Raw genomic sequence first — 25,805 nt, forward strand, 5'->3', positions numbered from 1 at the left:
TGCGGAACTGCTGACCAGAGGCGGGCAGCCAGAACGGGGGTCGCATGAGCTGGGAGCCTGAGATCGCCGAACTGCGCCGCCGCGAAGCGTTCGCCGAGGCACTCGGCGGACCTGACAAGGTCGAGCGGCAGCACTTCTTCGGCAAGATGACCGTGCGCGAACGCATCGACGCCATGGCGGACAAGGGCTCGTTCCATGAGATCGGCAAGACGGCGGGCGTTGCCGAATACGACGATCACGGCCACCTGGTACATCTGACGCCGTCGAACTTCATCTTCGGCCTCGCCCGTATCGACGACCGTCCAGTGATCCTGTCGGGCGATGACTTCACGGTGCGGGGCGGCTCATCGGACGCCACTATCCCGGCAAAGAGAGACGCTGCCGAGTCGATGGCCTATGAGATGCGGCTGCCGCACATCCGGTTGGTGGACGGCATGGGCGGCGGCGGATCGGTCAAGTCCATCGAGATGGCGGGCCGCACGTACATTCCCGAACTGGCTGGCTGGGATGTCATCGTGAACCACCTCTCGGTGGCGCCGTCGGTGTCGCTGGCGCTGGGCTCGGTGGCCGGCATCGGCGCGGCCCGGGTCGCGACAGCGCACTACTCGGTCATCGTGCGCGACACCGCGCAGATGATGATCGCCGGGCCGGCATTGGTCGAGCAGGCGTCGCTCGGCGATCACGGCAAGGAAGAGCTGGGCCACGCAGACATTCACACGGCCAATGGCGCAATAGACGATGTGGTCGACAGCGAGGCCGAGGCCTTCGAGCGCGTACGACAGTTCCTGTCGTACTTGCCTTCGAACATCGACGAACTGCCTGAGCGGGTGCTCACCGGTGACAGCCCGCAACGCCGCGACGAAGAGCTGATGTCGATCGTGCCTCGCGAGCCCCGCCGGGTGTACAAGATGCGTTCGATCATCGAGTCGGTCTGCGACCAGGGCAGTTTCTTCGAGATCGGCAGTCGCTGGGGGCGCTCGATCGTCACCGGGCTGGCGCGCCTCGACGGGTGGCCAGTGGCGATCTTCGGCGAGGATCCCTACGTCTATGGCGGCGGGTGGACTGCGGACAGTTGCCGCAAGCTCATCCGCCTGCTCGACACTGCTTCGACGTTCCATCTGCCGGTCGTGCATCTGGCGGACTGCCCGGGCTTCCTGATCGGCAAGGAATCCGAGGAGAGCGGGACGATCCGGTTCGGATCGGCTGCCCTCGCGGCGCTGGGTCAGCTCACGGCGCCGTTTGCCTGCGTCGTCATACGCAAGGCGTTCGGCGTCGCAGGTGCGGCCAACAACAAGCCGGGTGCCCGCAGTTTCCGGGTGGCATGGCCATCGGGCGACTGGGGGTCATTGCCCATCGAGGGCGGCCTCGAAGTGGCCTACAAGCAGGATCTTGTCGACAGCGACACCCCCGACGAGTTGCTGGCCGAGATCCGGGAGCGGCTCAACAGCGTCCGCTCGCCGCACCGCTCGGCCGAGTTCTTCGAGATCGAGGAGATCATCGACCCACGCGACACACGTCCGGTGCTGTGCGAGTGGGTGGACCTCGCCCGCCGCATCCTGCGGCCCGGGCCGAGTTCCTTCGGCTACCGGCCCTGAGGGCACTGCCGCCTCCGTCGCGGCGCGCCCCTGAGCTATCCAACCGGTCGCGTGGCAGACTCAGCGGCGGATAACAGGGGAGCGCAACGATGGATCCCACCTATACCGACGAGGCCGAGGACTACCGGGAGAAGATCCAGGCATTCCTGGCCGAGCACCTCCCGGAGAACTGGGGCGGCATGGGCCGGCTCTCCGAGGAGGCGAGCGAAACGTTCGTCGAGGAGTGGCGTGCGCTGCTGGCGGAGAATCAGCTTCTCGCGGTGTCGTGGCCGGTCGAGTACGGCGGCGCGGGGCTCAGCGAGGTCGAGCGGATCGTGCTGGCCGAGGAGTTCGCCAAGGCCGGTGTGCCCACCGGCGGCAACAACGACGGCTTCAGCATCACGATGGTCGGCAACGCCATCATCGAGTGCGGCAGCGAGGAGCAGAAGCGCCACTTCCTGCCCAAGATCATCTCGGGCGAGCACCGCTGGTGCCAGGGCTACAGCGAGCCCGACAGCGGCTCAGACCTCGCCAACCTGGGCACCCGTGCGGTGCTGGACGGCGACGAGTGGGTGATCAACGGTCAGAAGATCTGGACCTCCAGCGGCCACACCGCCAACTGGATCTTCGTGCTGTGCCGCACCAACCCCACCGAGGCCAAGCACCGGGGCATCTCGTTCCTGCTGGTGCCGGTCGATCAGCCCGGCGTCGAGATGCGCCCGATCATCAACATCAACAACCGCCACGACTTCAACGAGGTGTTCTTCACTGACGCCAAGACAGCGAAGGAGAACGTGGTCGGCGACGTGAACGACGGCTGGCGGGTGGCCAACGTGCTGCTCGGCTTCGAGCGCGGCCACGGCGCCACCACCGATGCGCTGCGCTTCCGCGACGAACTCGACCGGATCACCGCTGAGGCCGTCGAGCGGGGCGCCGCCGCCGATCCGCTCATGCGCCAGGACCTCGCCCGGGCGCACACCAAGGTGGAGATCATGCGGTGGATGGGCCAGCGCAACGTCACCAACGTGCTGGCCGGCAACGCGCCCGGGCCCGAGTCGTCGCTGCACAAGCTGCTGTGGAGCGAGTACCACAAGTGGGTGACCGAGCTGTCGATGGAATTGCTGGGCATGGAGGCGACCGCGCCCAGCGGGCATCCCGCAGCGCATGGCATCAACACCGACGCGGTCGGCGTCGAGTTCTCGTCGCTGGCGTGGGTGCAGACCTTCATGGGCGCCCGGCCGGGCACGATCTACGCGGGCACGTCGGAGATCCAGCGCAACATCATCGGTGACCGGGTGCTGGGGCTGCCGCGTGAGCCGCGTGCCGACGGCGGCCCGTGGAACGAGATCGGCAAGAACTAGGGGAGTCCACCATGGAACTGCGACTGGATGGCAAGACCGCGCTCGTGACCGGCGGCTCGGCCGGCATCGGCAAGGGCATCGCGAAGTCGTTCGCCGACGCAGGCGCGAACGTGATGATCACGAGCCGCAAGGCCGACAAGTGCGAGGCAGCCGTGGCCGATCTGGCCGAGACCGCCAGCGGTGAGGTGAGCTACGTCGCCGCGCACATCGGCCACCTCGATCAGGCCGAGCGGGTGATGGGCGAAACCATCGAGCGCTTCGGATCGCTGGACATCCTGGTCAACAACGCTGCCACCAACCCCTGGGCTGGACCCATGGTGGACTGCGACATCCCGCGCCTCGACAAGACCTACGAGGTGAACCTGCGGGCGCCGCTGCAGTGGACGCAGATCGCGAGGCAGATGTGGATGGGCGAACACGGCGGCTCGGTGATCAACATCGCATCGGTCGGCGGCCATCACACGTCCGAAGCGCTGGGCGTCTACTGCATGTTCAAGGATGCGCTCATGCACATGACCCGTCAGCTCGCCGCCGAGCTGGGGCCCAAGATGCGCGTGAACTGCATCGCGCCGGGTCTGATCCGCACTGATTTTGCGCGGGTGCTGTGGGATGGGCCGCGTGGCCAGATGATCGCCGACCAGCTGCCCATGAAGCGGCTCGGCGAGCCGTCCGACATCGGCGAGGCGGCCCTGTTCCTCTCGGCTGCCGCGACGTGGATGACCGGGCACGTCATGGACATCGACGGCGGCGAGTGCGTCAAGATCTCCGGAGAGCTGCCGCTCGAAGAGGGCTAGATCGCCCCGATCTCAGCAAGCCAGTCGACGACCGCTTGGGGGTCTTCGACCATCGCGTTGTGGCCGAGGCTGTCGAAGACGTGTGGCGCGGTGACGCCGGTTGCGTGAGGGTTGGTCGCTGCGACCGCGGCCAAGTCAGCGTGATGGTCCGGCGCGACGAGCGGGTCGTGCTCGCCGATCGCCATGGCGACCGCGCACTTCGCTGCTGGCAGCAGGCCCGTCATGTCGGGCGGGCCGACGCCGATGGTGGCGGGGTCCTGCGCCGTCCGCCAGCGGCCTGGGCTGTCTGGGTCCGGCATCACGCCAGCCGCGACTGCAGCGGCGATGCGTTCGTCGTCAGCCTCGACGACGCCGAACAGTCCGGACAGCTTTACGAACCAGTCGACTGCACCGGCACGGTCGTCGAACAGCCGAGGGGGTCGCGCTGCGAGATCCGGTATGCGAGCCAGCTCCTCGTCCGACCAGCGCAGCTTCACTCCGATGGTCGCTGCCCAAACAGGCGGCGGTCCGAACCAGCCCGAGGCCAGCGCCAGCGCGACGGCGCCGCCCATCGAATGCCCGACGACGGCGTAGCGCCTCCCACCGAAGTCCCGCTGCAGCACCTCCGCCGCGTCTGCCGCCATGGCCCCAAACGTGTAGGGACGGCGCCAAGATTCCTCGCCGTGCCCGCGAATATCGGGCGCATACACGGTGCCGCCCGCTGACTCGATGATCTGGGCCATGCCGTCCCACACGTGCCGGTTGGCGCCCAAGCCGTGCAGTAGGACCAGCACCGGAGCATCTGCTGCCGTGTTCATCGGGGCCGCTCGCCGTAGTCACTATGGGGAGCGTCGCGCTCGGCGATGACCTGGCGGAATCCCTTGGTCTCGAAGTCCTCGACCCAGCGGTACGCCTCCTCGGTGTGCCGCGTCACCCCGTCGAAGAAGGTTCCCAGCAGCTGGCTCGTGCGCAGGCCCATGTTCTCGAAAGCCTGATTGATCAGCAGCTTGTTGAGCGCGAGCTGGTTGGCGGGGATGTGGGCGAGGCGCCGGGCGAACGCCTCGACTCGTTCGTCGAGCTCGTCGGGCGGGTGCACGTAGGCGACGAGCCCGATGCGGTGCGCGGTTGCGGCGTCGATCGCGTCGCCCGACAGCAGGAACTGCTTGGCGTGCTCGAGGCCCAGCCGGTAGACCCACATCATCGTGGTGGGGGTGCCGTAGATGCGTGACGGGGCGTAGCCGATGTGGGCGTCGGAGGCCATGAACAGCAGGTCGCAGCACAGGATCATGTCGGTGGCCCCGCCGATCGCCCAGCCGTGGATCTGCCCGAGCACCGGCTTGGGGCATTCCCAGATCTTCATGAACCGCTTCACGTTGTGGCCCATGAACTGCCAGTCCCGCACCGGGTCCCAGGCGCCTTCACGCGGCTTGGGGCCTGGGGCGCCGTACGGGCTGCCCCACGAGTCGTACAGCTCATCCCCGGTCGAGCCGCTGCCGCCGCCAGGATTGAGGTCGTAGCCGGCGGTGAGGGTGGGCCCGTTGCCCCGGATGACGATCGAGCGGACATTCCTCGACGCGGTCGCCTGGTCGATGCCGTCCGCCACCCCGGCGATGACACCCTCAGTCAACGTGTTCATGCGCTCGGGTCGATTCAGCGTGATGAAGGCAATGGTGTCGTCTTCGTCGTAGAGCACCGCCGGCTCGGCGGCGCTGTTTCCCGAGTCAGCTCCGGAGGCTCCGTCGGATCCGGCAGCGCCCGTTTCGGAGTTCATGGCGCGGACGCTAGCTGCGACCGCCCGGCGGCATGGCTGGTCGGGCGGGCAGGTGCCTAGGAGTCGGCCGCTTCAAGCGGTGCCGGCCAGCCGGGAACGCCGTCCTCGAGCTGCACGCCGGCGCTGTTGTTGAAGCCGCAGACCATGCGGTAGCAGCCCGACACGGCGAGCAGCTGGCACAGGTCGGCGGCGCTGTAGTGCTGCGCTGCTTCGGCCCAGGCGCTGTCGGAAACGCAGTCGTCGGCGCACAGGTCGTCGACGAGCTGCAGCATGGCGGCCTCGGCAGGCGTCCAGTTGCCTTGGGAGATGGGCCGGGTGGCGTCGTACAGCTCGGACTCGGTCACGCCGTCGACCAGCGCCACTAGGCCGTGCTGGCCGAACGTGTACGCCGAGCCGCAGTTCCAGCAGGTGCGCAGCACCGCAATCTCCACGTCCCGCCGGGTGAGTTCGCCTTCGAACTTCAGCAGGATGGTCTGGGAGAACATGCCCATGGCCTTGGACACGAGCTTGTTGTGTGCCATCGTCGCCCGCATGTTCACCACGTATGCGGGCGAGTCCTTCATGGCCTCGCGTGCAAGCGTCGCGGCCCACTCCAAGGGCTCCAAGCGCGGCTCGGACGGTCGGCTGAAGTGCATGCGCTCAGACTAGAACTCGCTCACTGCACCGCCGAATGTGCAGCAGTCATGGCCACCATGAAGGCGAGCATGCAAATCGGGGTGCGCCTCTGACTTACGCTGGCACCGTCCGGGTTTGTCGAGTCTCGGGCGAGGAGGCTGCCGTGAGCACGACAACCGATGCCGACAGCAGTGACGTCGAGCGCGACTTCGACATCTTCAGCGATGAGTACATCGCCGACCCATCAGTGGTCTGGGACGAGCTGCGTACTGAATGCCCCGTCGCGCACAGCGACCGCAACGGCGGCGGCTGGCTGCCCACCACCTGGGACGACATTGCGGCGGTCGCGTACGACACCGACAGCTTCAGCTCACGCGACAGCTCCGTAGCGCAGACGCCCGAGGGTGCTTCGTTCATCTCGGCGCCGCCGATCACCTCCGATCCGCCGTTCCATGCCGACGCTCGCCGGATGCTGCTGCCGTTCTTCGCGCCCCCGGCGGTGGAGGACCTCGTCGAGGTCACACGCAGCATCGCCCGGGAGCGCCTCGACGTCATAGCAGCCGAGACAGGGGCGGACCGGGGCGGCACCGGCGTGGTCGATGCTGCAGATGCCTTCTCGAGGTACATCCCGGTGCGGGTGATTGCCCGCATCCTGGGGCTGCCTGAGTCGGACGAGCCGATGTTCACCCGCTGGGCGGTCGCCGTGCTGCAGGCCACGCCCGAAGAGCACGACCACCGCGCCGTCGCCACTCGCGAAGTGCTTCGCTACTTCGGTGACCTCGTGGACGCACGCCGCCAGGAACGTGCGGACGACCTGCCGTCGAAGCTCATCGACATGCGGCTGCCGAATGGCGACCCGCTCACCAATCGCCACATCACCGGGGTCGGCTTCCTGCTGCTGCTGGCCGGCATCGACACGACGTGGAGTTCGATCTCGGCCAGCCTCCTGCACCTCGCGACCGACCCAGACGACCGCGAGCGTCTGCTGGCCGAGCCGCAGCTCCTCGACTCGGCCATCGAGGAGTTCCTGCGGGCGTACGCACCGGTGACCATGGCACGGATCGTCGCCACCGACGACGCCGATATCGGCGGCTGCCCGGTTCCCCACGGCGACAAGGTGTACCTGCCGTTCGGCGCAGGCAACCGCGACCCCGCCAAGTTCGACCGGCCCAACGAGGTCATCATCGACCGTGCCCACAACCGGCACTTCGCGTTCGGCATCGGCATCCATCGCTGCATTGGCTCAAACCTCGCCCGTATGGAGCTCAAGGTCGCGCTCGAAGAGTGGCTCGCGCGCTTTCCCAACTTCGAGCTGGCGTCCGAGCTCGGTCCCGACGTGGCCGAATGGGGCGGCTACCAGATTCGGGGCCCCCGCAACCTGATGATCCGCGTCGGCATCTGAGTTGCCGGCCTGACATCGGGCCGGCTATTCCGCTGGGAAGGGAAGCTGCAGCCACCACGGCCGGTCGATGGCATCGACCCGGCTCACCCACTTGACCCACCAGAAGCCCCGCCGTCCCGGCGCCACCAGCCGTACGGGGGCACCATGGCCGCGGCGCAGCGGCTCGCCGCCATACCCGACAGCCAGGTACAGGTCGGCGGCGTCGCGGGCAGGAAACAGGCGGCTGTAGCCGGTCAGCGAGGTGACTTCCAGCGTGGGCGCGTCGCTGTCTGGCACCAGCGCAGCCAGCGGTACCGCGTCCCACGATTGGCGGCTCCACCATCCTCCGGTGCAGTCGAGGTCTGCCTGCAGCGGCGCCGCCTGAGCGTGCAGTGTCTCAAGACTCAGCGGCTCGCCTGCGACCGTGAGCTCCCAGTCTGAAGCGGCCACCCTGGGCGACCGATCGTTGAGCCACATGGTTGTCGGCATTGCCGCAGGGTTGAACGAGCCGATCTCGTGCGAGCCGGTGAAGCGCCGGTTGTCGCCTACTGCCAACTGCTGGACCCAGTAAGCGGCGCCCGCTGCTGCGAGCGCAACGCCTCCGCCGACGAAGGCCCTGCGGTCGAGATCGGCGATTCCGGGCCGACCCGGCCGGCTGACGATGTGCCACACCAACAGCGGTGCCACCAACGCCACCAGCAGGACATGGGTCCACAATGCCGACCAATAGCCCACCCCGTGCCACACACCGGTGGCGTGCAGCACCCCGAGCACGACGGTGCCCGTCACCAGGAGTCCCAGCAATATCGACAGCCACCGTGTCGCCCGACGGCGCTTCAGCCCAGTGCGCACAGAACCCCGCAGCTTGGCCGGTGCCAGCGCCAGCAAGCTGAGTCCTGCAAGAGCGTGCGTGACCGTGAGCCAGCGGCCCCAGCCGGTGCCCACCGCCCACGACGCCAGGCCTGTACCGACCGCCACCGTGGCGGCACCAGCCAGCAGCAGGTCCACCTGCCGCGCTGTGGGTCGCGCGCCGAACTTCATCTTGGGACGGTACGCGGCCAGCAAGTGCCACGGCAATGTGTCCTCCGCGGCACCATATGACGATGAAGTCGCAACACCGGCCGGCGATGCCCGCCCACATCGTGGAGCAATTCGACGGCAGCAGCCGCACCGCCCAGCGGATTCTGGTGGCGGTTCTGCTGGTCCTGGCAGCGGGCTTGGGCGTCCTTGGCTCAGTGGCGCCTGATGACGATGTCTCTGCCTCAGTCCAGTTGTGGGTCTCGATTTCCTTGGCAGCAGTGTTCGTGGCGGCATCGTGGATGTTCAGTCGCATGCGATTGGAGCTCGAGATTGACGATCGCGGTTTCTCGGCTCGCGTGAGACCGTTTCGCAGCGTGCGTGTGGATGCGGACTCGGTCGAGCACGCGGAACTCGTCGATGTGCAGCCGTTCAGCGAGTTCGGCGGCTGGTGGGACAGGGGCCTGCGCAGTAACCGTCTGTTGGGGGGCTCCGGTCAAACTGCCCTGAGGATCACGTACGTGCAGCGAGCCGGAGCACGGGAACCGAGGACTTGTCGCCTTACGTTGCTCAGCGCGCACGCCCAACTCTTGTTCGATGTGCTGCAACTGGGCGACAGAGCGGCAGGTTCGAACACAATCCTGCGCCAGTAGGCCCGGCCTCAATCCTTCCCGCCCACGTCCGCGACTGCCACGCCGTCCTCACCGCAGCCAGCTAGGCAGTGCCTCGCCGCCGAAGCGCTTCTCTGCAACCCGCGAGGCCGCGTCTACTCCGGCATCCTTCCCAGGTTCGGGTCAGGGCGTTTGCTGTCCGCAAACTGACTTGCCGGCTGCGGCCTGCCCGGCAGGACTCGGTTGGGGGGGGGGGGGCTTCGTAGCTGTCCGATGCTTCCTGCGGCCGGGGCGGCGTCCCCCACGGTCAGCGCGGGGGTGCTCGCGGTTCTGGCGGCTCAGGTTGGCCCTTGGGGCCGGTGATGGAGCCGCTGAGCGGCGTGGTGGGTGGCTCGAGTGTGTAGTGGCCGGGGTTCGGTGCTTGGCCGGGGACTGTGGCGCCGCCGGGGTGCCAGCGGGGGGTGTGGCCTTGTTGGTGGATTTTGGCGTTGTGGCAGTTGTGGCAGACGGTGAGGAGGTTCGCGTAGTCGGTGTGTCCGCCGTGCTGCCAGTGGTCGATGTGGTGGTGCTGGCAGCGCTCGGGCGCGATGCCGCACCCCACGCAGCCCTTGTCGCGCAGTGCAAGGGCGGCGCGTTGGAGGTCGGTGGCGGTGCGGCGGCTGCGTCCCATGCGCAGGTCGCCGTTGGTGGTTTCGAATATCGCGGGAAGCACTTCGGCGTCGACGGCGAGCTTGGCGATCTCTCCGATGGGGATGGGTGTGCCATCCGTGAGGCGTGCGTTGGTGAGCTGGTGGTTGAGGGTGTCGTAGTCGGCGACGACGATCAGCGATGCGCCCGTGGGGCGCTTGGCATCGGGCTCGAGGAGGAGCTCTACGACAGCATCGGCGGTGCGCTGTGGGGGAGTGCGCGACGCAGATGGGTCTTCGTGCTTGAACAGCCGTCGCTCGGCAGCCGCGATCACCGTGCCCAGCCGGGCCCCGGTGACCGGGTCGACCTCAAGGCGCAGCACCGTCATGCCGTCGCTGCTGCGGGTGAAGATCGTGGCGGTCCTCGCTTGGCGCTGCCGCTCGAGCACCGACGTGCCGTCGTCGCGGCTGACCTCGGCGACGTGGCGAGCAACCGTGCGACGGAACTCGTCGTGGCCCTCATGCTGTGACCGTTCCGCGAGGAACGCCTCGTCGACCGGTGCGTCGCCAGCGGCACGGGCGATCAGCTGCGCATGGCCCACCGGAACCGAGCCCGCAGCGAGCCCCTCCCGGGTCGCTTCCAGCTCGCCGAGCCTCACCGCGTCACGCACCTCGCCGCGCGCTTTGCGGCCCGAGACCGACATCGCATTGGTCGCAGCGTGCGCCGCGGCACCGTCGCCGCTGCGACGGGCAATCTCGCCCAACGTGTCGGCCTTCATCGCCGCCAGCCGCGACTCGGCCCGAGCGATCTCACCCAGCCGGGCCCGCAGGCCCTCCCCGCACAGTCCGGCGACATCCACAGCATCCACCCGTACCCCGCCAGATGCAGATCCGCCCGCTCCGTTGCCGCCACCCGGCGCAGACGTGCCCAGTGCACTGTCTCTGAAGGCCGATTCGCCGGTGCCCGTCATGTGAACAAACGTACGAGTGGGGTGTGACATCCACGCCCGTGCTGTGCCTGTGCGTGCTTACGCGGGATCCTCGGAAACTGGGCTGCCGCGTTCGCGGTCCACAAGAGCAATCGGACATGGGGGTTTCGCAGCCTTGGTGCCCGGGTCGGAGGCGAAGATGGCTACCGTTTGCTCGCTGCCGTCGAGCACCGTGGCTGTTCCGGCACCTACCTCAGCCGCGAGGGGTGAGAGCATGAGCACACCGTGTCTCAGAGTCACGCTCACCTTGCCCAAGATCAACGACGACGGCTGGATCGACTCCGACGACACCGGCGACGCGCACAACCTGACGCCCGAGCTGGCCGCAGGGGACACGGTGTTTACAGCGATGACCGGGGGGTACGTGCCGAGGTGGTCTCGGCTGCCCGACTGGGACGAGATGGTGGCGATCGCACACCAGGCAGCGGACTACTTCGCCAGCAAGCTTGGCCCGGCAATGACTGTCGCCAACGGGGCACTGCTCGACTTCACGAGGGTCAGTGACACTGTGGTCCGGGACAATGACTTGCCCGGCTTCTGCAAGGTCACGTATTGGGCGACTCGCTTCTACGGGCCCGATCCAGCCGACCGCAGCGAGTACGCGATTCACGACGGATGGCCCGCAGATGTGACGCTGTGCAACGTTTGCCACCGCCCACCCCGGCATTGCACCTGCTCAGCCGAGGCGATAGTACGGGCCCTCTGGCGCGATCCAAGCTAGATGTCGCTGACATGGGTGGCGATGGCTTCACGGGCTGAGGTCCCTCTTAGCTAGAACTAGATGCCCGCGGCGTTACTTCACTGCTCCGTGGGGAACGAGACCGCGAGTGCCAGCATGGACAACGTACGGACGGCCGAGTTCCAAGCCGACGAGCCCATGTGGAATTGAGCCCGTCACTGACCGCTGCTGAGTTTGCGTGAGATTGAGTCCCGGAGTCTGCGTGCGAGGCCGCGGCGGGGAATATCTCTCCGCCCTTCGTTGAGCGTTCGCCAACGGCGAGTCGATGGGCTTCGATCCCGGTCCTCGGCGGAGGACTACTCCTTCGCCCTTCGTTGAGCGGTCTCGGTGACTGTGTAGGGCGGCGGATAGTTCCACTTGGACGGGAACCGTCCCCTCCCATAGCTGAGCGTCCAGGAACCACTGTGCCGTGACTTGTTCGTCAGTTCATGGGCGGGGGAGTGTTCGCCCGCCCTTCGCTTGGCGTCGTTCTAGTCGTAGTCCTCGGGCGCGTACGGGCTCATTTGGAGGGGGAGGATTCCTCCCTCCCTTCGTTGACGGTCAAGTGGCTGCTTCCCCAAGTTCGGTGTAGTCGAACTGCCGCTTGATCCATCCCTTGTCGGTGAGGCACGCGATCAGGTAGTCCATCGGACGATCGCCCTTCACGCTGTTGCAGTGCCCGCACAGCAGTTGCAGATTCGAAATGTGATCAGTCCCGCCTTTGGCGCGGGGGATGATGTGATCGACGGTCAGATTCTGAGCCTTGAAGTGGGTGGAGCAGCCGTTGCAGTAACCGCCCTGTTCTCCGTAGAGCCATTTCTTGTTGGCAACGCAGTTGTACTTCGGCAGCTTGCCGAGATCGGTTCTCTTCGGAATGTCCTCGCGGTGATCTCCGTCATAGAACAGCCCGATCTCCTTGTGCATTCGCATGGCAACCAACTCGGCCGCCTTGGGCGAAATGTCGATGCCAACCCATTGACGGCCCAGCTGTTCGGCAGCAATGCACGCAGTCGCGCAACCACAGAACGGGTCGAGCACAACATCGTCGGGGTTGGAGCTGGCGTCAATAATGCGTCGCAGCAGTGCGAGCGGCTTCTGAGTGGGATAACCGACACGTTCCGCCGCCTGTGAGTTCACTGGCGGGGTGTCGGTAATGACATCGCCGGCCGCCGTACCGAGCCCTCCGGCAAGGTAACGCCTGAGTTCTGGCGTTCCCTTCTTCGACCAGTAGATCATGTCCGCGGCTTCCAGTGCGGCGAGCCGTGCTTCGGCGTCATCGATGCTCCGGTAGCCAGGAATGAGATTCGTGTCGATCCACTCCGCATACGCGCCCGTCCTCGGTACTGACCAGCATCGTCCGATATTGGCGGGATGCCATTCCCCTAGGGGCGCGTCGTTCGGATTCACACCGGGCCCCGTCAAGTCGCCGGTGCGGTACGGGCCTCGGCCGTCACTGTCGTCGTGCCGATACTTGGCGGAGATGTACTCGGCGTCGTATGGCTGGTACTGCTTGTTCCAAGTAGTGCCCGCACCGCTGGAGTAGTAGAGGATCACGTCGTGGACGCGGCCGAAGCGTTGCGCGTCGGAGCGCCCCGTAGTCCGCTTCCAGATGATCTCGTTGCGGAAGTTCGGCCCACCGAACACGTCGTCCAGCATCAGCTTCAGGTAGTGGCTTGCGGTCGGATCGCAGTGCAGGTAGAGGCTGCCTGTCGGTGCGATGAGCCGACGCATCTCCATGACGCGGATCGCCATGTAGATCAGGTAGCTCATCATCGAGTCGCCGTGGATTCGACGCGTGGCGTTCAAGAGGTCATACAGACCAGGCTGTTCGTGCTTGATCTCGCCGTGCCATGCGAGGTTGATGTCGTCCAGTCCCCAAGTGTCCTTGAAAGCCGCCCCCGCGGCCTGCGAGCCAATAGGAGCCGAGTAGTCGGCATTCGAGTTGAACGGCGGATCGAGATAGATCAAATCGACGCTGGCACTGTTCATGCCGCGCATCACGTCGAGGCAGTCACCGGTCCATATGGTCTGATTCGCCCAGTTCGGACGGGGGGGGGGGGGGGGGTACTTGCAGGCATCGGCTCAGCGCCCGATCTGGTAGTGCCGACCGCTATCCGATGGTGTCAGATGCATCACAGCGGCGACGCACTTTGGGCCGCGACGAACCGGCTCGGGAAACCACCTTGAACGCCCTTCGCTGGACTGTTGCGGCTTGTCGCTCATGGGGCACTCTCGTATCGGCATCAGCCGTCCGACCAACGTGGTGCGCGGCACATTACATCGCGCACCCCGGCTCACCCCGAACTGGCAGCGTGACGTTGCCGTCGAGTACCTGTGGGATCGCTGCGACGGTCAGCTTGCGGTGCTTTCGCCCCTGTGGGCCAATCGCCGAGGCTCATCTTGAAGGGACATGCACGAGCGGTGGTTTTTGGTCGCATTCCCGAAGGCGCGGCCGAGCGGGGTGGCGGCGGGCGAACCGCCGCCACCCCGCTTCGGTCTGTTGAGCGTGCGAGCGGCTACTCGCCGCCCTCCAGCAGCACGACCGGGATCCGCTCCCAGTCATTGCCCACGACATCAACGCCGGCGTCCCGCAGGTTCGCCACCGCCGCTTCGGCGATGTCGGTGCGGTAGGCGCCGTCGTCGGGCTCGGCGGCCAGGATGCCCTCGCTGGTGGCCACCTCGACGGTCTGCGCCCACAGATCAGGATCCATGATGCCGGCACCCAGCGGCGACGGCCAGATCAGCGCGCTGATCTCGTTCATCTGCCAGGTCTGGTGCGACTGGCCCAGCGTCGGGACATTGTCGAGCACGATCTGCACGCACTCTTCGGTGTTGTCCCGGCAGTGGATCCAACCGCGCAGCGATGCCTCCACGAACCGGACCGCCGCGTCGTAGTACGCCGGGTCGTCGTCGAGCCGGTCGGCGTCTGCCCACAGGGCGTCCTGGAGCATCGCCGTGCCCACATCGTTCCAGTCGATGATGTGCAGATCTTCGGGCTGGTACAGCTCGCCGGTGTCGGGATTGACCGTCTCGAGCACTTGCGCGTACTCGTTGTAGATCATCGCCTGCGCGGCGTCGATCTCTCCGGAGATCAGTGCCAGCATGTCGAAGTTCTGCTGCACCAGCTGAACATCGGAGTCCGGGTCCAGACCGTTCTTGCGCAACCCGGCGAGCAGCTCGAATTCGTTGCCGAATCCCCAGTTGCCGACCGTGCGGCCTTCAAGGTCTGTCACCGCACCGATGCCCGCATCAGCGAACGACACCTGCAACGTGGCGCTCCGCTGGAACACCTGCGCGATGTTGGTGATGTTGGTGCCTTCCTCTCGTGGCACGAGGCCGCGAGGCACCCACGAGACGGCAAAGTCAGCAGCGCCGGAATCCAGGACGGAGGCGGGAACGATGTCCACGCCGCCTTCGAGGATCTCCACACTGAGCCCGACGTCGTCGTAGAAGCCGAGTGCCTGCGCCGCGTAGTAGCCGGCGAACTGTGCCTGCGTGAACCACTGCAGCTGCAGCGACACCTCGCTGATGGGCTCGAATTCGGGCTCATCCGCGTCGTCGCCGCCGGTGCAAGCCGCGGCTAGTAGGCCGAGCGCCAACAGCGGCGCCAGCGTCCGTATCAAGGTTTTCCTTACCTGCATGTTTCCCCCCCTTTGTAGGCATGCAACAAAGGCTCTGTTGTCCTCGCTTGTCGAACAGAGGCGTCATTCCGCCTTCCGCATTGCGAAGTACCACGGCATGACCAGCCGCTCGAGCGCGACGGCGATCGCGTACAGGCAGATGCCCACCAATGAACCTGCCAGCACCGCGGCCCACGCATCGTCGTAACGGGTCAAGCCGGCCGAGTTCGTGATGAGATTGCCCAGCGCATCCTGACGACCGCCGAAATACTCGGCCACGATGGCCGCGATCACCGCCAGCGAGGTGCCCAGCTTCAGCGCAGTGAAGAAGTACGGCATCGCATTCGGGATGCGCACCTCGCGCATGATCCGCCATTTCCCGGCGCCGTAGGACTCCATCAGCTCGATCTGGCTGGGTTCCACCTGTCCCAGCCCGCGGGCCGTGTTGATGAAGACCGGGAAGAAGACCAGCACCACCACCACAGCTTGGTTGGAGCGGGGCGACAGGATGCCGAACCAGGCATTGAAGATGGGCGCCAGGGCGATGATCGGCACGGCGTTCACGGCGACGGCCAGCGGTGTGAGCGTCTCGTTGGCCGCACGGAATGCCGTGACCAGCACCGCGGCGAGCGCTCCGACTGCCACTCCGGCGATCAACCCGGTCACGATGATGAAGCCGGTGACGCCGGTGGCAGTGACGATGACGTCGAACTTCTCGACCACCGCGCCGACGATGCTCGACGGCGGCGGCAGTACGAAGCCGTCGGGGCGGAGCAGCGCCAGCAGCAGCTCCCAGCCGCCGAACATCGCCGCCGCAGCCACGACCGGCGGCAGCCACGCGCGCCCCAGCGACTTCGCCGCGTTCACGACTCGTCACCGTCCCGCAGCGCATCGCGCACCGCAGTCACGCAGGCGAAATAGGCCGGATCGTCACGCGTCGCCTCGTTGCGCTCGCCCAGATCGACGTCGATGACCGCCGAGATGCGGCCGGGCCGGGGCGACATCACCACGACCCTGGTGGACAGGAACACGGCCTCGCTGATGGAGTGGGTCACGAAGATCACGGTGATCTGCGTCTCGGCCCAGATCCGCAGCAGCTCGTTCTGCATGTGCTCGCGAGTCATCTCGTCGAGCGCTCCGAACGGCTCGTCCATCAGCAAGAGCTGGGGATGGAACGACATCGCCCGAGCGATGGCCACACGCTGCTGCATGCCGCCGGAGAGCTCGGCCGGGTGGTGCCGGGCGAACTCGCTGAGCTTCACCAGTTCGAGCATCTCGGCTGAGCGCTCCCGGCGCTCGGCCGCCTTCCAGCCCATGAGCTCGAGCGGCAGCTCGATGTTGCGTGACACGTTGCGCCAGTCGAACAGGCCTGCCCGCTGGAACACCATCGAGTAGTCGCGGTCGAGGCGGGCCTGATCGGCCGCCTTGCCATTCACGGCAACCGATCCCTCGGTGACGCCTGTCAGTGCGGCGATCAGCCGCAGCAGCGTGCTCTTGCCGCAGCCCGACGGCCCGATCAGCGTGACGAACTCGCCTGGGTCGATGCGCAGGTCGATGCCGGTGAGGGCCTTGATCTCGTTGGAGCGTCCCGGGTTGAACACCTTGGACACGCCCGCCATGTCCACTGCGGCAGGTGCGTTGCCAGGGGTGCCGTTGCCGTCAGGGTGCGGCTGGGCGCTGCTCATGTCACGGCCTCTTGACCCTTGCGCCGCACGAGTACGTACTCGAACGACGAGATCACGGCAAACACGAAGATCCCCAGGGCCGCGGCGCCCAGCACCGCCACATACAGGCGCTCGGGCCCGGTCGTGTAGCGCTGCGCCTCGAGCAGCACGCGGCGGCCCAGGCCGCCTTTGACGCCGGCCGAGATCTCGCCCACGATGGCGCCCACGACGCTCGCCGTCGCTGCGATCTTGAACGCCGCGAACAGGTAGGGCAGCGACGCCGGCAGGCGCAGCCGCCACAGCGTCTGCCCCCAGCGCGCCGCGTACGAGTCCATCAGCTCCAAGTTCTCCGGCCGCGGCGACTGCAGCCCCCGCAGGCCGTTGATGGTCACCGGAAAGAATGTCAGGTAGGTGGCGATGATGGAGACCGACATCCAGTCCTGCCACTCGAAGGGCAGGAAGTCGAAGCTCTTGCGGCCCCAGATCACGATGATCGGGGCGATGGCGATCAGCGGGATGGTTTGGCTGGCGATGACGTGCGGCACGAGCGCTCGCTCGAGGCGGCCCGATGTCGTCAGCACGATGGCGATGCCCAAACCGACGATGACTCCGATGGCGAACCCGACCGCGGCTTCCCGCAGCGTGAAGGCGGCTTCCTTGCCCACGATCGCCCAGAAGGGCTCGCCGGCTCCCCTCGGCTCGGCGAAGATGCCCGAGACGATGTCCAGTACCGGCGGCATCTTCAGGTCGCCCGACTCGGGTAGGAACGAGCCGATCAGCGGCCACTCCGACTGTGCGTCGTCGATGGCGGCTCCGACCGCCTTGTAGGCGGTGTAGGCAACGCACAGCAGCAGCACGAACACCACGAGCACGATCGCTTGGCGGACCGTGCTGCGGGTGCGTGCCCGGCGGCGCTCGCGGGCGGCCTGCAGCCTGATGAACTGCTCCCGGACAATCGGGTCGTCGATCGCTGAGGGATCGGCCCCCAATGAATGCGCCGATGAATGCGACTCTGGAGCAGTTGCTGCTTGCACGACGGGCCGGTCAGTCTCTGAGCGCCGGGATGATGCGCTGGCCGTAGGCGTTGAGCGTCTCGTCCTTGGCGTCGTGCATGAGGTAGATGGCGAACTGATCGACTCCTAGGTCACGCAGCTGCTCAAGGCGGGCGATGTGGTGGTCTGCGTCGCCGAGGATGCAGAACCGGTCGATCACCTCGTCAGGGACGAAGTCGGTGTGGACGTTGCCGGCCTTGCCGTGGGAGGCGTAGTCGTAGCTCTCGCGCCCGGCGATGTAGTCGGTGAGGGCTTGGGGCACCCCGCCGCCGGTGTCGCCGTACCGCTCGACTAGATCGGCCACGTGGTTGCCGACCATGCCGCCGAACCAGCGGCACTGGTCGCGCTGGTGGGCGAGATTGTCACCGACGTAGGCCGGTGCGGCGACGCAGATGTAGAGGTCATCGGGATTGCGCCCCGCATCGGCGGCTGCGTTGCGCACGGCGGCAACGGTCCACTCGGTGATCTGGGGGTCTGCGAGCTGCAGGATGAACCCGTCGGCCTGCTGGCCGCAGATCTGCAGCGCTCGTGGCCCGTACGCGGCCATCCAGATGTCCAGCCGGCTGCCCGACGACCACGGGAGCTGCTGGCGGGTGCCGTTGTATTCCACCTCGCAGCCTTCGGCCAGGCCCTTGATGACGGTCATCGACTCAGACAGCGTGGCCAGGCTCGTGGGGGCGTGGCGCAGCACCCGCATGGCGGAGTCGCCGCGCCCGATGCCGCAGACCGTGCGATTGCCGAACATGTCGTTGAGCGTGGCGAACAGCGAGGCGGTCACCGTCCAGTTCCGGGTGCCCGGATTGGTGACCATCGGGCCGACGATCATGCGATTCGTGGCCGACAGCATCTGGCTGTAGATCACGTACGGCTCCTGCCACAGCACATGGCTGTCGAAGGTCCACCCGTAAGTGAACCCCAGCGTCTCGGCCCGCTGGGCCAAGTCGACCACTCGCCAGGCAGGCGGATCGGTCTGGAGAACGACGCCAAAATCCATGTTCTCAGTCCTCCGATCCGATCTGCTGCCCCGACGCGCCGTTGCGCCGGGAGATAACGCCGCCCCTTACTGCAGGTACTGGCAGAGTCCGCGAGGCAGGTACTGGCCGTCGCCGGCGCGACCCAGGTACTGGCCGTCGTCAATGATCTTGCGACCCCGGGAATACACCGTGTCGACGTGACCTGTCACCTCGACACCCTCATAAGCCGAGTGGTCGATATTCATGTGGTGGTTGTCCACGCTGATGGTCCAGCGGTGGTCGGGGTCATAGATCACCACGTCGGCATCCGAACCTGCTGCGATGATTCCCTTGCGTGGGTACAGGCCCATCATCCGGGCGGGAGTGGTAGCGCACAGCTCGACCCACCGTGCCAAGCCGATCTCTCCGGTCACGACGCCTTGGAAGATCATGTCCATGCGGTGCTCGACACCGCCGATGCCGTTGGGGATGGCCCGGAAGTCGTTGAGTCCGAGCTCCTTCTGCTCCTTCATGCAGAAGGGGCAGTGGTCGGTGGACACGACGGCGAGGTCGTTGGTCCGCAAGCCCTTCCACAGCGCATCCTGGTGGCCTTCCTCCCGGGAGCGGATCGGCGTCGAGCACACGTAGGCGGCACCCCCGAAACCGGGCAGGTTGAGGTGCTCTTCCAAGCTGAAGTGCAGGTACTGCGGGCAGGTCTCTGCGAACACGTTCATGCCGGCGTCACGCGCCAGCGCCACCTGCTCGAGAGCCTCAGCGGCCGAGAGGTGCACGATGTACAGCGGTGCGGCGCCCACCTTGGCCAGCTGGATCGCCCGGTGGGTGGCCTCGGACTCCAGCTCCTTGCGCCGCACGTAGCCGTGAGTGACCGGCGCAGTCTCGCCTCGTTCGAAGGCCTGCGCGGCCAGCACGTCGATGGCCAGGCCGTTCTCGGCGTGCATCATGATCAGCCCGCCGTTGCCGGCAGCCTGCTGCATGGCCCGCAGGATCTGTCCGTCGTCGGCGTAGAAGACGCCCGGGTAGGCCATGAACAGCTTGAAGCTGGTGATGCCCTCGTTGACCAGCAGGTCCATCTCTTTGAGCGAGTCGTTGTCGACGCCCCCGATGATCATGTGAAAGCCGAAGTCGACGGCGCAGTTGCCTTCGGCCTTGGCCATCCATTCGTCGAGGCATTCGCGCACGTTCTCGCCGTACTTCTGAACGGCGAAATCCACGATGGTCGTCGTGCCGCCCCAGGCGGCGGCCCGTGTCCCAGTCTCGAAGGTGTCAGAGGCGTAGGTGCCGCCGAAGGGCAGCTCCATGTGGGTATGCACGTCCACACCGCCGGGCACCACCAGCCGTCCGGTGGCATCGACCACCTCAGCGCCCCGTTCGGCTGCCACGGCAATGTCGCTGCCAGGCTGCAGCACCGCCACGATCTGCTCGCCGTCGATGAGCACCTCGGCCGGATCGGCTCCGGTCGAGCTGACAACGGTGCCTCCCTTGATGAGCGTCGCCATCTTCGTGTCCCCCCTAGATCGCGATCTGTGAAGCCGAACCAGTCTGAGTCCGCCTCCTCAGGGCGCTACGAGCGGTTCGTACGAATCGGGCCGGCGGTCTCGGTAGAAGGCCCACTGATTGCGGACCTCATCGAGCATCTCGAGGTCCAGCTCACGCACAACCAATTCCTCAGCGTGGTCAGACGCGGCCCCGTCGACGATCTGCCCCCGGGGGTTCGCGAAGTACGACGTGCCGTAGAAGTCGTTGTCGCCCAGCGGCTCGACGCCGACCCGGTTGATGGCCCCGACGAAGTACATGTTCGCTGCCGCCGACGACGTCTGTTCGAGCTGCCACAGGTACGCGGACAGCCCCCGGCTGGTCGCTGAGGGGTTGAACACGATCTCTGCGCCGGCCAGCCCGAGGGCCCGCCAACCCTCCGGGAAGTGGCGGTCGTAGCAGATATAGACGCCGACCGTGCCGACGGCGGTCTCGAAGACGGGATAGCCCAGATTGCCCGGCCGGAAGTAGAACTTCTCCCAGAACCCCTTGACCTGCGGGATGTGGTTCTTGCGGTACTTGCCCAGGTAGGTCCCGTCGGCGTCGATGACGGCTGCGGTGTTGTAGAGCAGCCCGGCCTGCTCCCGCTCGTACATCGGCACGACCAGCACCATCTCGTGCTGGGCGGCGAGCTCGCAGAAGCGCTTGGTGGTCGGGCCGTCGGGAATCGCTTCGGCGTAGGAGTAGTACTCGGCGTCCTGCACCTGGCAGAAGTACGGCCCGTAGAAGAGTTCCTGGAAGCACATCACCCGGGCGCCGGCGGCGGCCGCTTCGGCCACGTACTTCTCGTGGAGCTCGATCATCGACTCCTTGTCGCCGGTCCAGGCCGTCTGCACGATTGCGGCCGTCACCATGCGTGCCATGTTGTGCCCTCCTCGCTCTCTTGGGAGTCCCTTGTGCGTGGCTGGAGGAAAAAACGAGTCTAGATCAGCCTGTAGAGGGGGTCTGAACCGACGCAGCAACCGCCTCATCAGGCAGGATGTAACGATGTCCAAACGCAGCACCACCTTCCGCGGATGGAGGGTGGTGGGTGCAGGGGCAGTGATTCAGGGGCTGCAGAGTGCCTTCGTCATGCACTCGCTGGGCGCCTACCTGGTGGAGCTCGATCGGGAGTACGGCTGGAGCAAGACGGCCCTGTCGGGCGCGTTCGCGGTGAATCGCGCCGAGACGGCGCTGCTGGGGCCGGTGCAGGGCTGGCTGATCGACCGGTTCGGGCCCAAGACCATTACCCGAGCAGGCGCGGTGTGCATGGCCGCCGGCTTCGTGTGGTTCAGCCAACTGCACTCGTTGTGGCAGTTCTACGGTGCCTTCTTCGTCATGGCCGTCGGCAGCGCGTTCTGCGGTTTCCTGACAGTCACCGTTGCGATCGTGCGATGGTTCGAGCGGCTGCGGGCTCGCGCTCTGGCGCTCGGCGGCATGGGCCTCGCTGTGGGCGGCGTGTGCGTCCCGCTCGTGGTGCTGCTGTTCACGTGGTTCGGCTGGCGCACGACCGCTGCGGTCACCGGCGTCGGGGGAGCTGCTGTCGCCTGGTGGCTGGCCAAGTACCTCGACGGCAGCCCTGCTGAATTCGGCGAGGAGGTCGACGGCGGGGCCAGGATCGTCGCCAATGGGAGGACGGTCCGCGCGGAAGGCCTCACCGACGTCCATTTCACGGCGAAGGAGGCGATGCGCACGAGAGCGTTCTGGACCATCTCGTTCGGCCACCTGAGCGCCCTGATCGTGGTCGGCGCGGTGATGGCGCACCTGCAGCTGTACCTGACATCCGAACGGGGCTACTCGCTGCAGCACGCCAGCTTGTTCGCGGCGGCGCTGCCGCTGATGCAGCTTGCCGGCATGGCGGTGGGCGGCTACCTCGGCGACCGGGTCAACAAGCGGCTCATCGCGTCGGTCGCCATGTTCGGGCACGCCGGTGGCATTTTGCTGCTGGCGTGGGCTCCCAACGCGTTCGTGGTGGTGCTGTCCGTCGTCTTTCATGGGCTGGCTTGGGGTGCGCGCGGACCGCTCATGCAAGCCATGCGGGCCGACTATTTCGGCTCTTCAGCCTTCGCTGCGATCATGGGCGTGAGTTCGCTCATCGTGATGATCGGGCCGATCGTCGGCCCGCTCGCCGCAGGTTGGGTGGCCGACACGACCGGCAGCTACGTCACCGCATTTGTCGCGCTCGCTGCCATAACCGCTGCCGGGATGCTGTTCTTCGTGATCACCAAACCCCCGAGCCCGCCGCAGCGCACGACCGGAACCGCCAGCGGCCCACAGCGACAACAAGAAGTGGCACGCTGAGCGCCATGGATGCCGTCCGCTCGGACACTGAGCTTGCATCGAGGTGCGATGCTGGGCCCGACCCGTCGCCGTTGTTCGACCCGCGCACCTACCTGGACGGCGTGCCGCACGACCTGATCGCCGAGCTGCGAGCACACGCGGCGATCCATTGGGTGCCCGAGCCGGAGCTCATGGGATGGGAGGCAGGACCCGGCTTCTGGGCGGTGCTCACCCACGAGCTGATGAATCGGGTGCTGCGCGACCCGGGGACGTTCTCGTCCCACCTCGGCGGGACGCAGATCCGCGATCCTCAAACTGCCGCGATGCTCGAGTTTGTCCAGCGGATGATGCTCAACCAGGATCCTCCTCAGCACACACGGCTGCGGCGCCTGCTCATGCGCTCGTTCACGCCGAGCGCAGTGGCCGAGCTGGAGGCCACCATCTCGGCCCGCGCGGAGCGGCTCGTGAGCGCGGTAGTCGACCGCGGCGGTGCCGACTTCGCCAAGGAGGTCTCGGCCGAGCTGCCGCTGCTGACGCTGGCCGACATCATGGGCGTGCCCTCAGTGGACAGGATGCTGCTGTTCGACTGGTCCAATCGGGTCATCGGCTACCAGGACGCCGAATACGCGGTCTCCGACGCCTTCGATCCGGCAACAGGAACCGAGATGGCGCGGCGGGCGTGCGAGGTGCGAGCCCAGATCCGCCCTGGTCCCGACGGTCGCCTGCCCGACCCCCGCTCACGCGAAGGCCTCGCCGACATGTATGCCTACGCGCACGATCTCGCGACCTACAAGCGGGCGAACCCCGGCTCCGATGTGGTGTCGATCCTGCTGGCCGCCGACGACGCGGAGGGCGGCATCACCAACGAAGAGTTCGAGACCATGTTCTTCCTGTTCGCCGTGGCGGGCAACGAGACGCTGCGAAATGGCATACCCGGCGGCCTGTGGGCGCTGCTGCAGCATCCCGAGCAGCTCGACAAGCTGCTCGCCGACCCTGAACTGCTGCCCGGCGCCATCGAGGAGATGCTGAGGTTCATGCCGCCGGTCGTGCACTTCCGCCGCACCGCCTCACGCGATGCCGAACTCGGCGGCCGTTCCGTGCGAGCGGGCGACAAGGTGGTGGTCTTCCATGTCGCAGCCAACCGGGATCCGGCCGTCTTCGCCGAACCCGACCGGTTCGACATCGGACGCAGCCCGAACGACCATCTCACTTTCGGGGCGGGCCCGCACTTCTGCCTGGGCGCTCACCTGGCCCGTCGCCAGATGTCGGCGATCTTCACTGAGTCGCTCTGGCGCATGCCGAACCTGCGCCTGGACCCGGCCAGGAGTCCGGAGCGCCTGCTGTCGAACTTCCAGCACGGCTTCAAGCACTTGCCGGTGCAGTGGGACGTGCCCGCAGGCCGGGAGGCAGCATCGCTGTGACCGATGCCATGAACGTGCCGCCCATCCGGGTCGGCGTCACGCCCGACGTCAAGCTCTGGTCACGGCCGTGGGCCGAACGTCGGCACTTGGTGGAACTGGTCGCCGATGCCGGCATCGACTGCATGTTCTTCGCCGACCATGTCAGCTTCCGCATCGGGCACGGCAACGACGGCATGGTGACTGCTGCGGCGCTTGCCAACCTGCATCCCGAGCTGGGGGTGTACCTCGGCGTGTACCTGTTGCCGTTGCGGCACCCGGTTCCCGTCGCCCGACAGCTCGCGAATCTGGCCGAAATGGCGCCCGGGCGCATCAGCTTCGGCGTCGGCATCGGCGGCGATGACCGTCACGAGGTCGAGCTGTGCGGCGTCGATCCGCGCACGCGCGGGCGACGCACCGATGAATCGCTGGAGATCGTGCTGCGACTGCTGTCCGGCGAGACCGTCGATCATCAGGGCGAGTTCTTCTCGCTGTCGCAGGCCCGGATCATTCCGGTGCCCGATCCGCCCATCCCCACCTATGTCGGCGGACGATCAGATGCCGCTATCCGCCGGGCCGGCCGATTCGCCGACGGGTGGCTGGGCATCTGGTGCACCGTGGAGCACTACGAGGCGGCACTGAGCCTCTTTGCACAGACCGCCGAGACGGAGCGTGCCGTCGCGCACGCCGTGGCCGAGGTTCCCGATCACGGCATCCAGCTGTGGGTGGGCATCGGCGACAGCCCCCAAGAGGCGGCGGCATGCGTAGCGCCCGAGCTGGAGCGCTTCTATCGCGTGCCGTTCAAGGCATTCGAGAAATACACGCCCTATGGCACCGTGGACGACATCGTGGAGTTCTTCATGCCGTACCTCGAGGCGGGCTGCCGGCACGTGAACATGACCCCGTGCGGTCGTGACCCCAACGAGGCGATACTTGCAGCAGGGGAAGTGGCACGGCGCCTGCGGGAGGCCGATCCGCTGAGGACGATGCGATGAACCCAGAACCGATGGAGATCCGGCCGCTCGCCGGCGCGCTGGGCGCCGAGCTGTGGGCTGCCGGCGGGACGGCGCTCGACGTCAACCGGCTCGACGCCGCCGGCGCGGCGGCAGTCCGGGAAGCGCTGTGCGCCTACCACGTGGTGGTGATCCGCGAGCAGCAGATGGATGCCGCGGATATTGCGAGCTTCGGCCGCCGGTTCGGCGAGCTGGAGCGCCACCCCTACCTCGGCGGCACCTCCGAAGAGCCCGAGGTGGTGCCGGTCATCAAGGAGCCCCACGAGACCGTCAACTTCGGCGGCGGCTGGCACTCGGAGATGTCGTTCCTGGAATGCCCCCCGATGGCTACTGCGCTGTACGCGGTGGAGGTGCCGAGCTTCGGCGGGGACACGCTGTTCGCCAACCAGCAGGCGGCCTACACGGGGCTGTCCGACACCATGAAGCGCTTCGCCGAGAGTCTCGGCGCGGTGCACTCAGCGGCCCGTCAGTACGGGCGGCGAGGCGATTCGGACCGGTACGCCGGCCAGCGCAGTTCGATGACCGTCAACGTGTCCGACGCAGCGCACGCGCAGCTGACGCATCCGGTGGTGCGGACCCATCCCGAGACTGGCGCCAAAGCGCTGTATGTGAATCGGGCGTTCACCGAAGCCATTTCGGGCATGCGCCGGCACGAGTCGAAGGCGTTGCTGGAGATGCTGTGGAGCCACGCGGTCGGCGAGCAGTTCACGTGCCGGGTGCGGTGGGAACCGGGAACGCTGACCATGTGGGACAACCGCAGCGTCCAGCACTACGCGCTGAACGACTACCACGGCCAGCGCAGGCACATGCTCCGGGTGACGATCGCCGGCGACCGGCCTCGCTGAGCAGCCTCACCG

The 25,805-nt window shown here is 66.8% G+C and carries 23 protein-coding genes; 10 read left to right on the forward strand and 13 right to left on the reverse strand.

All coding sequences use genetic code 11. The features are described from left to right. Positions 1 to 44: 44 nt before the first annotated feature. The 3 genes from ACOGXE_RS11435 (at position 45) to ACOGXE_RS11445 (ending at position 3,729) form a co-directional block, all read left to right on the forward strand. On the forward strand, positions 45 to 1,595 hold the full coding sequence (locus ACOGXE_RS11435) for an acyl-CoA carboxylase subunit beta (RefSeq protein WP_419931041.1): 1,551 nt from the start codon (positions 45 to 47) through the stop codon (positions 1,593 to 1,595). An 89-nt stretch (positions 1,596 to 1,684) separates the two neighbouring features. Further along, entirely contained in the window at positions 1,685 to 2,935 is a 1,251-nt protein-coding gene (locus ACOGXE_RS11440) for an acyl-CoA dehydrogenase family protein (protein ID WP_419931042.1), read from the forward strand. Positions 2,936 to 2,946: 11 nt separating this feature from the next. Further along, positions 2,947 to 3,729: an SDR family oxidoreductase gene (locus tag ACOGXE_RS11445; protein ID WP_419931043.1), complete on the forward strand. Its 783-nt coding sequence runs from the start codon at positions 2,947 to 2,949 to the stop codon at positions 3,727 to 3,729. Here the strand turns inward: ACOGXE_RS11445 and ACOGXE_RS11450 are convergent. Genes ACOGXE_RS11450 through ACOGXE_RS11460 form a run of 3 tightly spaced genes read right to left on the reverse strand, consistent with a single transcriptional unit; the run spans position 3,726 to position 6,114 of the window. After that, positions 3,726 to 4,526: an alpha/beta fold hydrolase gene (locus tag ACOGXE_RS11450; protein ID WP_419931044.1), complete on the reverse strand. Its 801-nt coding sequence runs from the start codon at positions 4,524 to 4,526 to the stop codon at positions 3,726 to 3,728. The genes ACOGXE_RS11445 and ACOGXE_RS11450 overlap by 4 nt on opposite strands. Further along, complete coding sequence (locus ACOGXE_RS11455) at positions 4,523 to 5,479, reverse strand: crotonase/enoyl-CoA hydratase family protein (protein WP_419931045.1); 957 nt, start codon at positions 5,477 to 5,479, stop codon at positions 4,523 to 4,525. The genes ACOGXE_RS11450 and ACOGXE_RS11455 overlap by 4 nt, the downstream gene beginning before the upstream one ends. A gap of 56 nt (positions 5,480 to 5,535) precedes the next feature. After that, positions 5,536 to 6,114: a carboxymuconolactone decarboxylase family protein gene (locus ACOGXE_RS11460; RefSeq protein WP_419931046.1), complete on the reverse strand. Its 579-nt coding sequence runs from the start codon at positions 6,112 to 6,114 to the stop codon at positions 5,536 to 5,538. A gap of 143 nt (positions 6,115 to 6,257) precedes the next feature. On the opposite strand from ACOGXE_RS11460, the gene ACOGXE_RS11465 reads away from it, so the two are divergent. Further along, positions 6,258 to 7,496 carry a cytochrome P450 gene (locus ACOGXE_RS11465; protein ID WP_419931047.1) on the forward strand — a complete coding sequence of 413 codons (1,239 nt, stop codon included), beginning with the start codon at positions 6,258 to 6,260 and terminating at the stop codon, positions 7,494 to 7,496. Between the two features lie 24 nt (positions 7,497 to 7,520). Here ACOGXE_RS11465 and ACOGXE_RS11470 read toward each other — a convergent pair whose 3' ends face one another. Next, a complete protein-coding gene (locus ACOGXE_RS11470) occupies positions 7,521 to 8,516 on the reverse strand; it encodes a molybdopterin-dependent oxidoreductase (RefSeq protein ID WP_419931048.1) in 996 nt (331 codons plus the stop codon). 62 nt (positions 8,517 to 8,578) lie between these two features. On the opposite strand from ACOGXE_RS11470, the gene ACOGXE_RS11475 reads away from it, so the two are divergent. After that, on the forward strand, positions 8,579 to 9,145 hold the full coding sequence (locus ACOGXE_RS11475; protein WP_419931049.1) for a hypothetical protein: 567 nt from the start codon (positions 8,579 to 8,581) through the stop codon (positions 9,143 to 9,145). 265 nt (positions 9,146 to 9,410) lie between these two features. On the opposite strand, the gene ACOGXE_RS11480 is transcribed toward ACOGXE_RS11475, so the two are convergent. Further along, positions 9,411 to 10,700, reverse strand: a complete 1,290-nt coding sequence (locus tag ACOGXE_RS11480; protein ID WP_419931050.1) for a DUF222 domain-containing protein — start codon at positions 10,698 to 10,700, stop codon at positions 9,411 to 9,413. A 232-nt stretch (positions 10,701 to 10,932) separates the two neighbouring features. Between ACOGXE_RS11480 and ACOGXE_RS11485 the strand changes: the two genes are divergently transcribed. Beyond that, entirely contained in the window at positions 10,933 to 11,439 is a 507-nt protein-coding gene (locus ACOGXE_RS11485) for a hypothetical protein (RefSeq protein WP_419931051.1), read from the forward strand. A gap of 558 nt (positions 11,440 to 11,997) precedes the next feature. Here the strand turns inward: ACOGXE_RS11485 and ACOGXE_RS11490 are convergent. From ACOGXE_RS11490 to ACOGXE_RS11525, 8 genes are all read right to left on the reverse strand, one after another. Then, the gene (locus ACOGXE_RS11490) at positions 11,998 to 13,425 is read right to left on the reverse strand and encodes a DNA methyltransferase (RefSeq protein WP_419931052.1); all 1,428 of its coding nucleotides are present in this window, start codon (positions 13,423 to 13,425) and stop codon (positions 11,998 to 12,000) included. Between the two features lie 527 nt (positions 13,426 to 13,952). Next, positions 13,953 to 15,077, reverse strand: a complete 1,125-nt coding sequence (locus ACOGXE_RS11495) for an ABC transporter substrate-binding protein (RefSeq protein ID WP_419931053.1) — start codon at positions 15,075 to 15,077, stop codon at positions 13,953 to 13,955. Between the two features lie 63 nt (positions 15,078 to 15,140). Continuing rightward, positions 15,141 to 15,923, reverse strand: coding sequence for an ABC transporter permease (locus ACOGXE_RS11500; RefSeq protein ID WP_419931054.1), 783 nt, complete (start codon positions 15,921 to 15,923; stop codon positions 15,141 to 15,143). Then, on the reverse strand, positions 15,920 to 16,741 hold the full coding sequence (locus tag ACOGXE_RS11505; protein ID WP_419931055.1) for an ABC transporter ATP-binding protein: 822 nt from the start codon (positions 16,739 to 16,741) through the stop codon (positions 15,920 to 15,922). The genes ACOGXE_RS11500 and ACOGXE_RS11505 overlap by 4 nt, the downstream gene beginning before the upstream one ends. Beyond that, positions 16,738 to 17,709 carry an ABC transporter permease gene (locus ACOGXE_RS11510; RefSeq protein WP_419931056.1) on the reverse strand — a complete coding sequence of 324 codons (972 nt, stop codon included), beginning with the start codon at positions 17,707 to 17,709 and terminating at the stop codon, positions 16,738 to 16,740. Before ACOGXE_RS11510 ends, ACOGXE_RS11505 begins: the two co-directional genes overlap by 4 nt. Positions 17,710 to 17,764: 55 nt before the next feature. Further along, positions 17,765 to 18,766 (reverse strand): TIGR03842 family LLM class F420-dependent oxidoreductase, encoded by a 1,002-nt coding sequence (locus ACOGXE_RS11515; RefSeq protein WP_419931057.1) that lies wholly within the window; start codon positions 18,764 to 18,766, stop codon positions 17,765 to 17,767. Between the two features lie 66 nt (positions 18,767 to 18,832). Then, positions 18,833 to 20,242, reverse strand: coding sequence for a dihydropyrimidinase (gene hydA, locus ACOGXE_RS11520; RefSeq protein ID WP_419931058.1), 1,410 nt, complete (start codon positions 20,240 to 20,242; stop codon positions 18,833 to 18,835). A gap of 57 nt (positions 20,243 to 20,299) precedes the next feature. Further along, a complete protein-coding gene (locus ACOGXE_RS11525; protein ID WP_419933515.1) occupies positions 20,300 to 21,133 on the reverse strand; it encodes a nitrilase-related carbon-nitrogen hydrolase in 834 nt (277 codons plus the stop codon). 133 nt (positions 21,134 to 21,266) lie between these two features. Here ACOGXE_RS11525 and ACOGXE_RS11530 point away from each other — a divergent pair, with 133 nt between their 5' ends. Genes ACOGXE_RS11530 through ACOGXE_RS11545 form a run of 4 tightly spaced genes read left to right on the forward strand, consistent with a single transcriptional unit; the run spans position 21,267 to position 25,793 of the window. Next, a complete protein-coding gene (locus ACOGXE_RS11530; RefSeq protein ID WP_419931059.1) occupies positions 21,267 to 22,559 on the forward strand; it encodes an MFS transporter in 1,293 nt (430 codons plus the stop codon). A 5-nt stretch (positions 22,560 to 22,564) separates the two neighbouring features. Then, positions 22,565 to 23,959, forward strand: a complete 1,395-nt coding sequence (locus tag ACOGXE_RS11535) for a cytochrome P450 (protein ID WP_419931060.1) — start codon at positions 22,565 to 22,567, stop codon at positions 23,957 to 23,959. Beyond that, positions 23,956 to 24,930, forward strand: coding sequence for an LLM class flavin-dependent oxidoreductase (locus ACOGXE_RS11540; RefSeq protein WP_419931061.1), 975 nt, complete (start codon positions 23,956 to 23,958; stop codon positions 24,928 to 24,930). The genes ACOGXE_RS11535 and ACOGXE_RS11540 overlap by 4 nt, the downstream gene beginning before the upstream one ends. Beyond that, entirely contained in the window at positions 24,927 to 25,793 is an 867-nt protein-coding gene (locus ACOGXE_RS11545; protein ID WP_419931062.1) for a TauD/TfdA dioxygenase family protein, read from the forward strand. Before ACOGXE_RS11540 ends, ACOGXE_RS11545 begins: the two co-directional genes overlap by 4 nt. The last annotated feature ends 12 nt before the right edge of the window (positions 25,794 to 25,805 follow it).

Origin of the sequence: Candidatus Poriferisodalis sp. (genome assembly GCF_965208555.1) — a bacterium.
In the GTDB taxonomy this organism is placed as follows: Bacteria; Actinomycetota; Acidimicrobiia; order Acidimicrobiales; family Poriferisodalaceae; genus Poriferisodalis.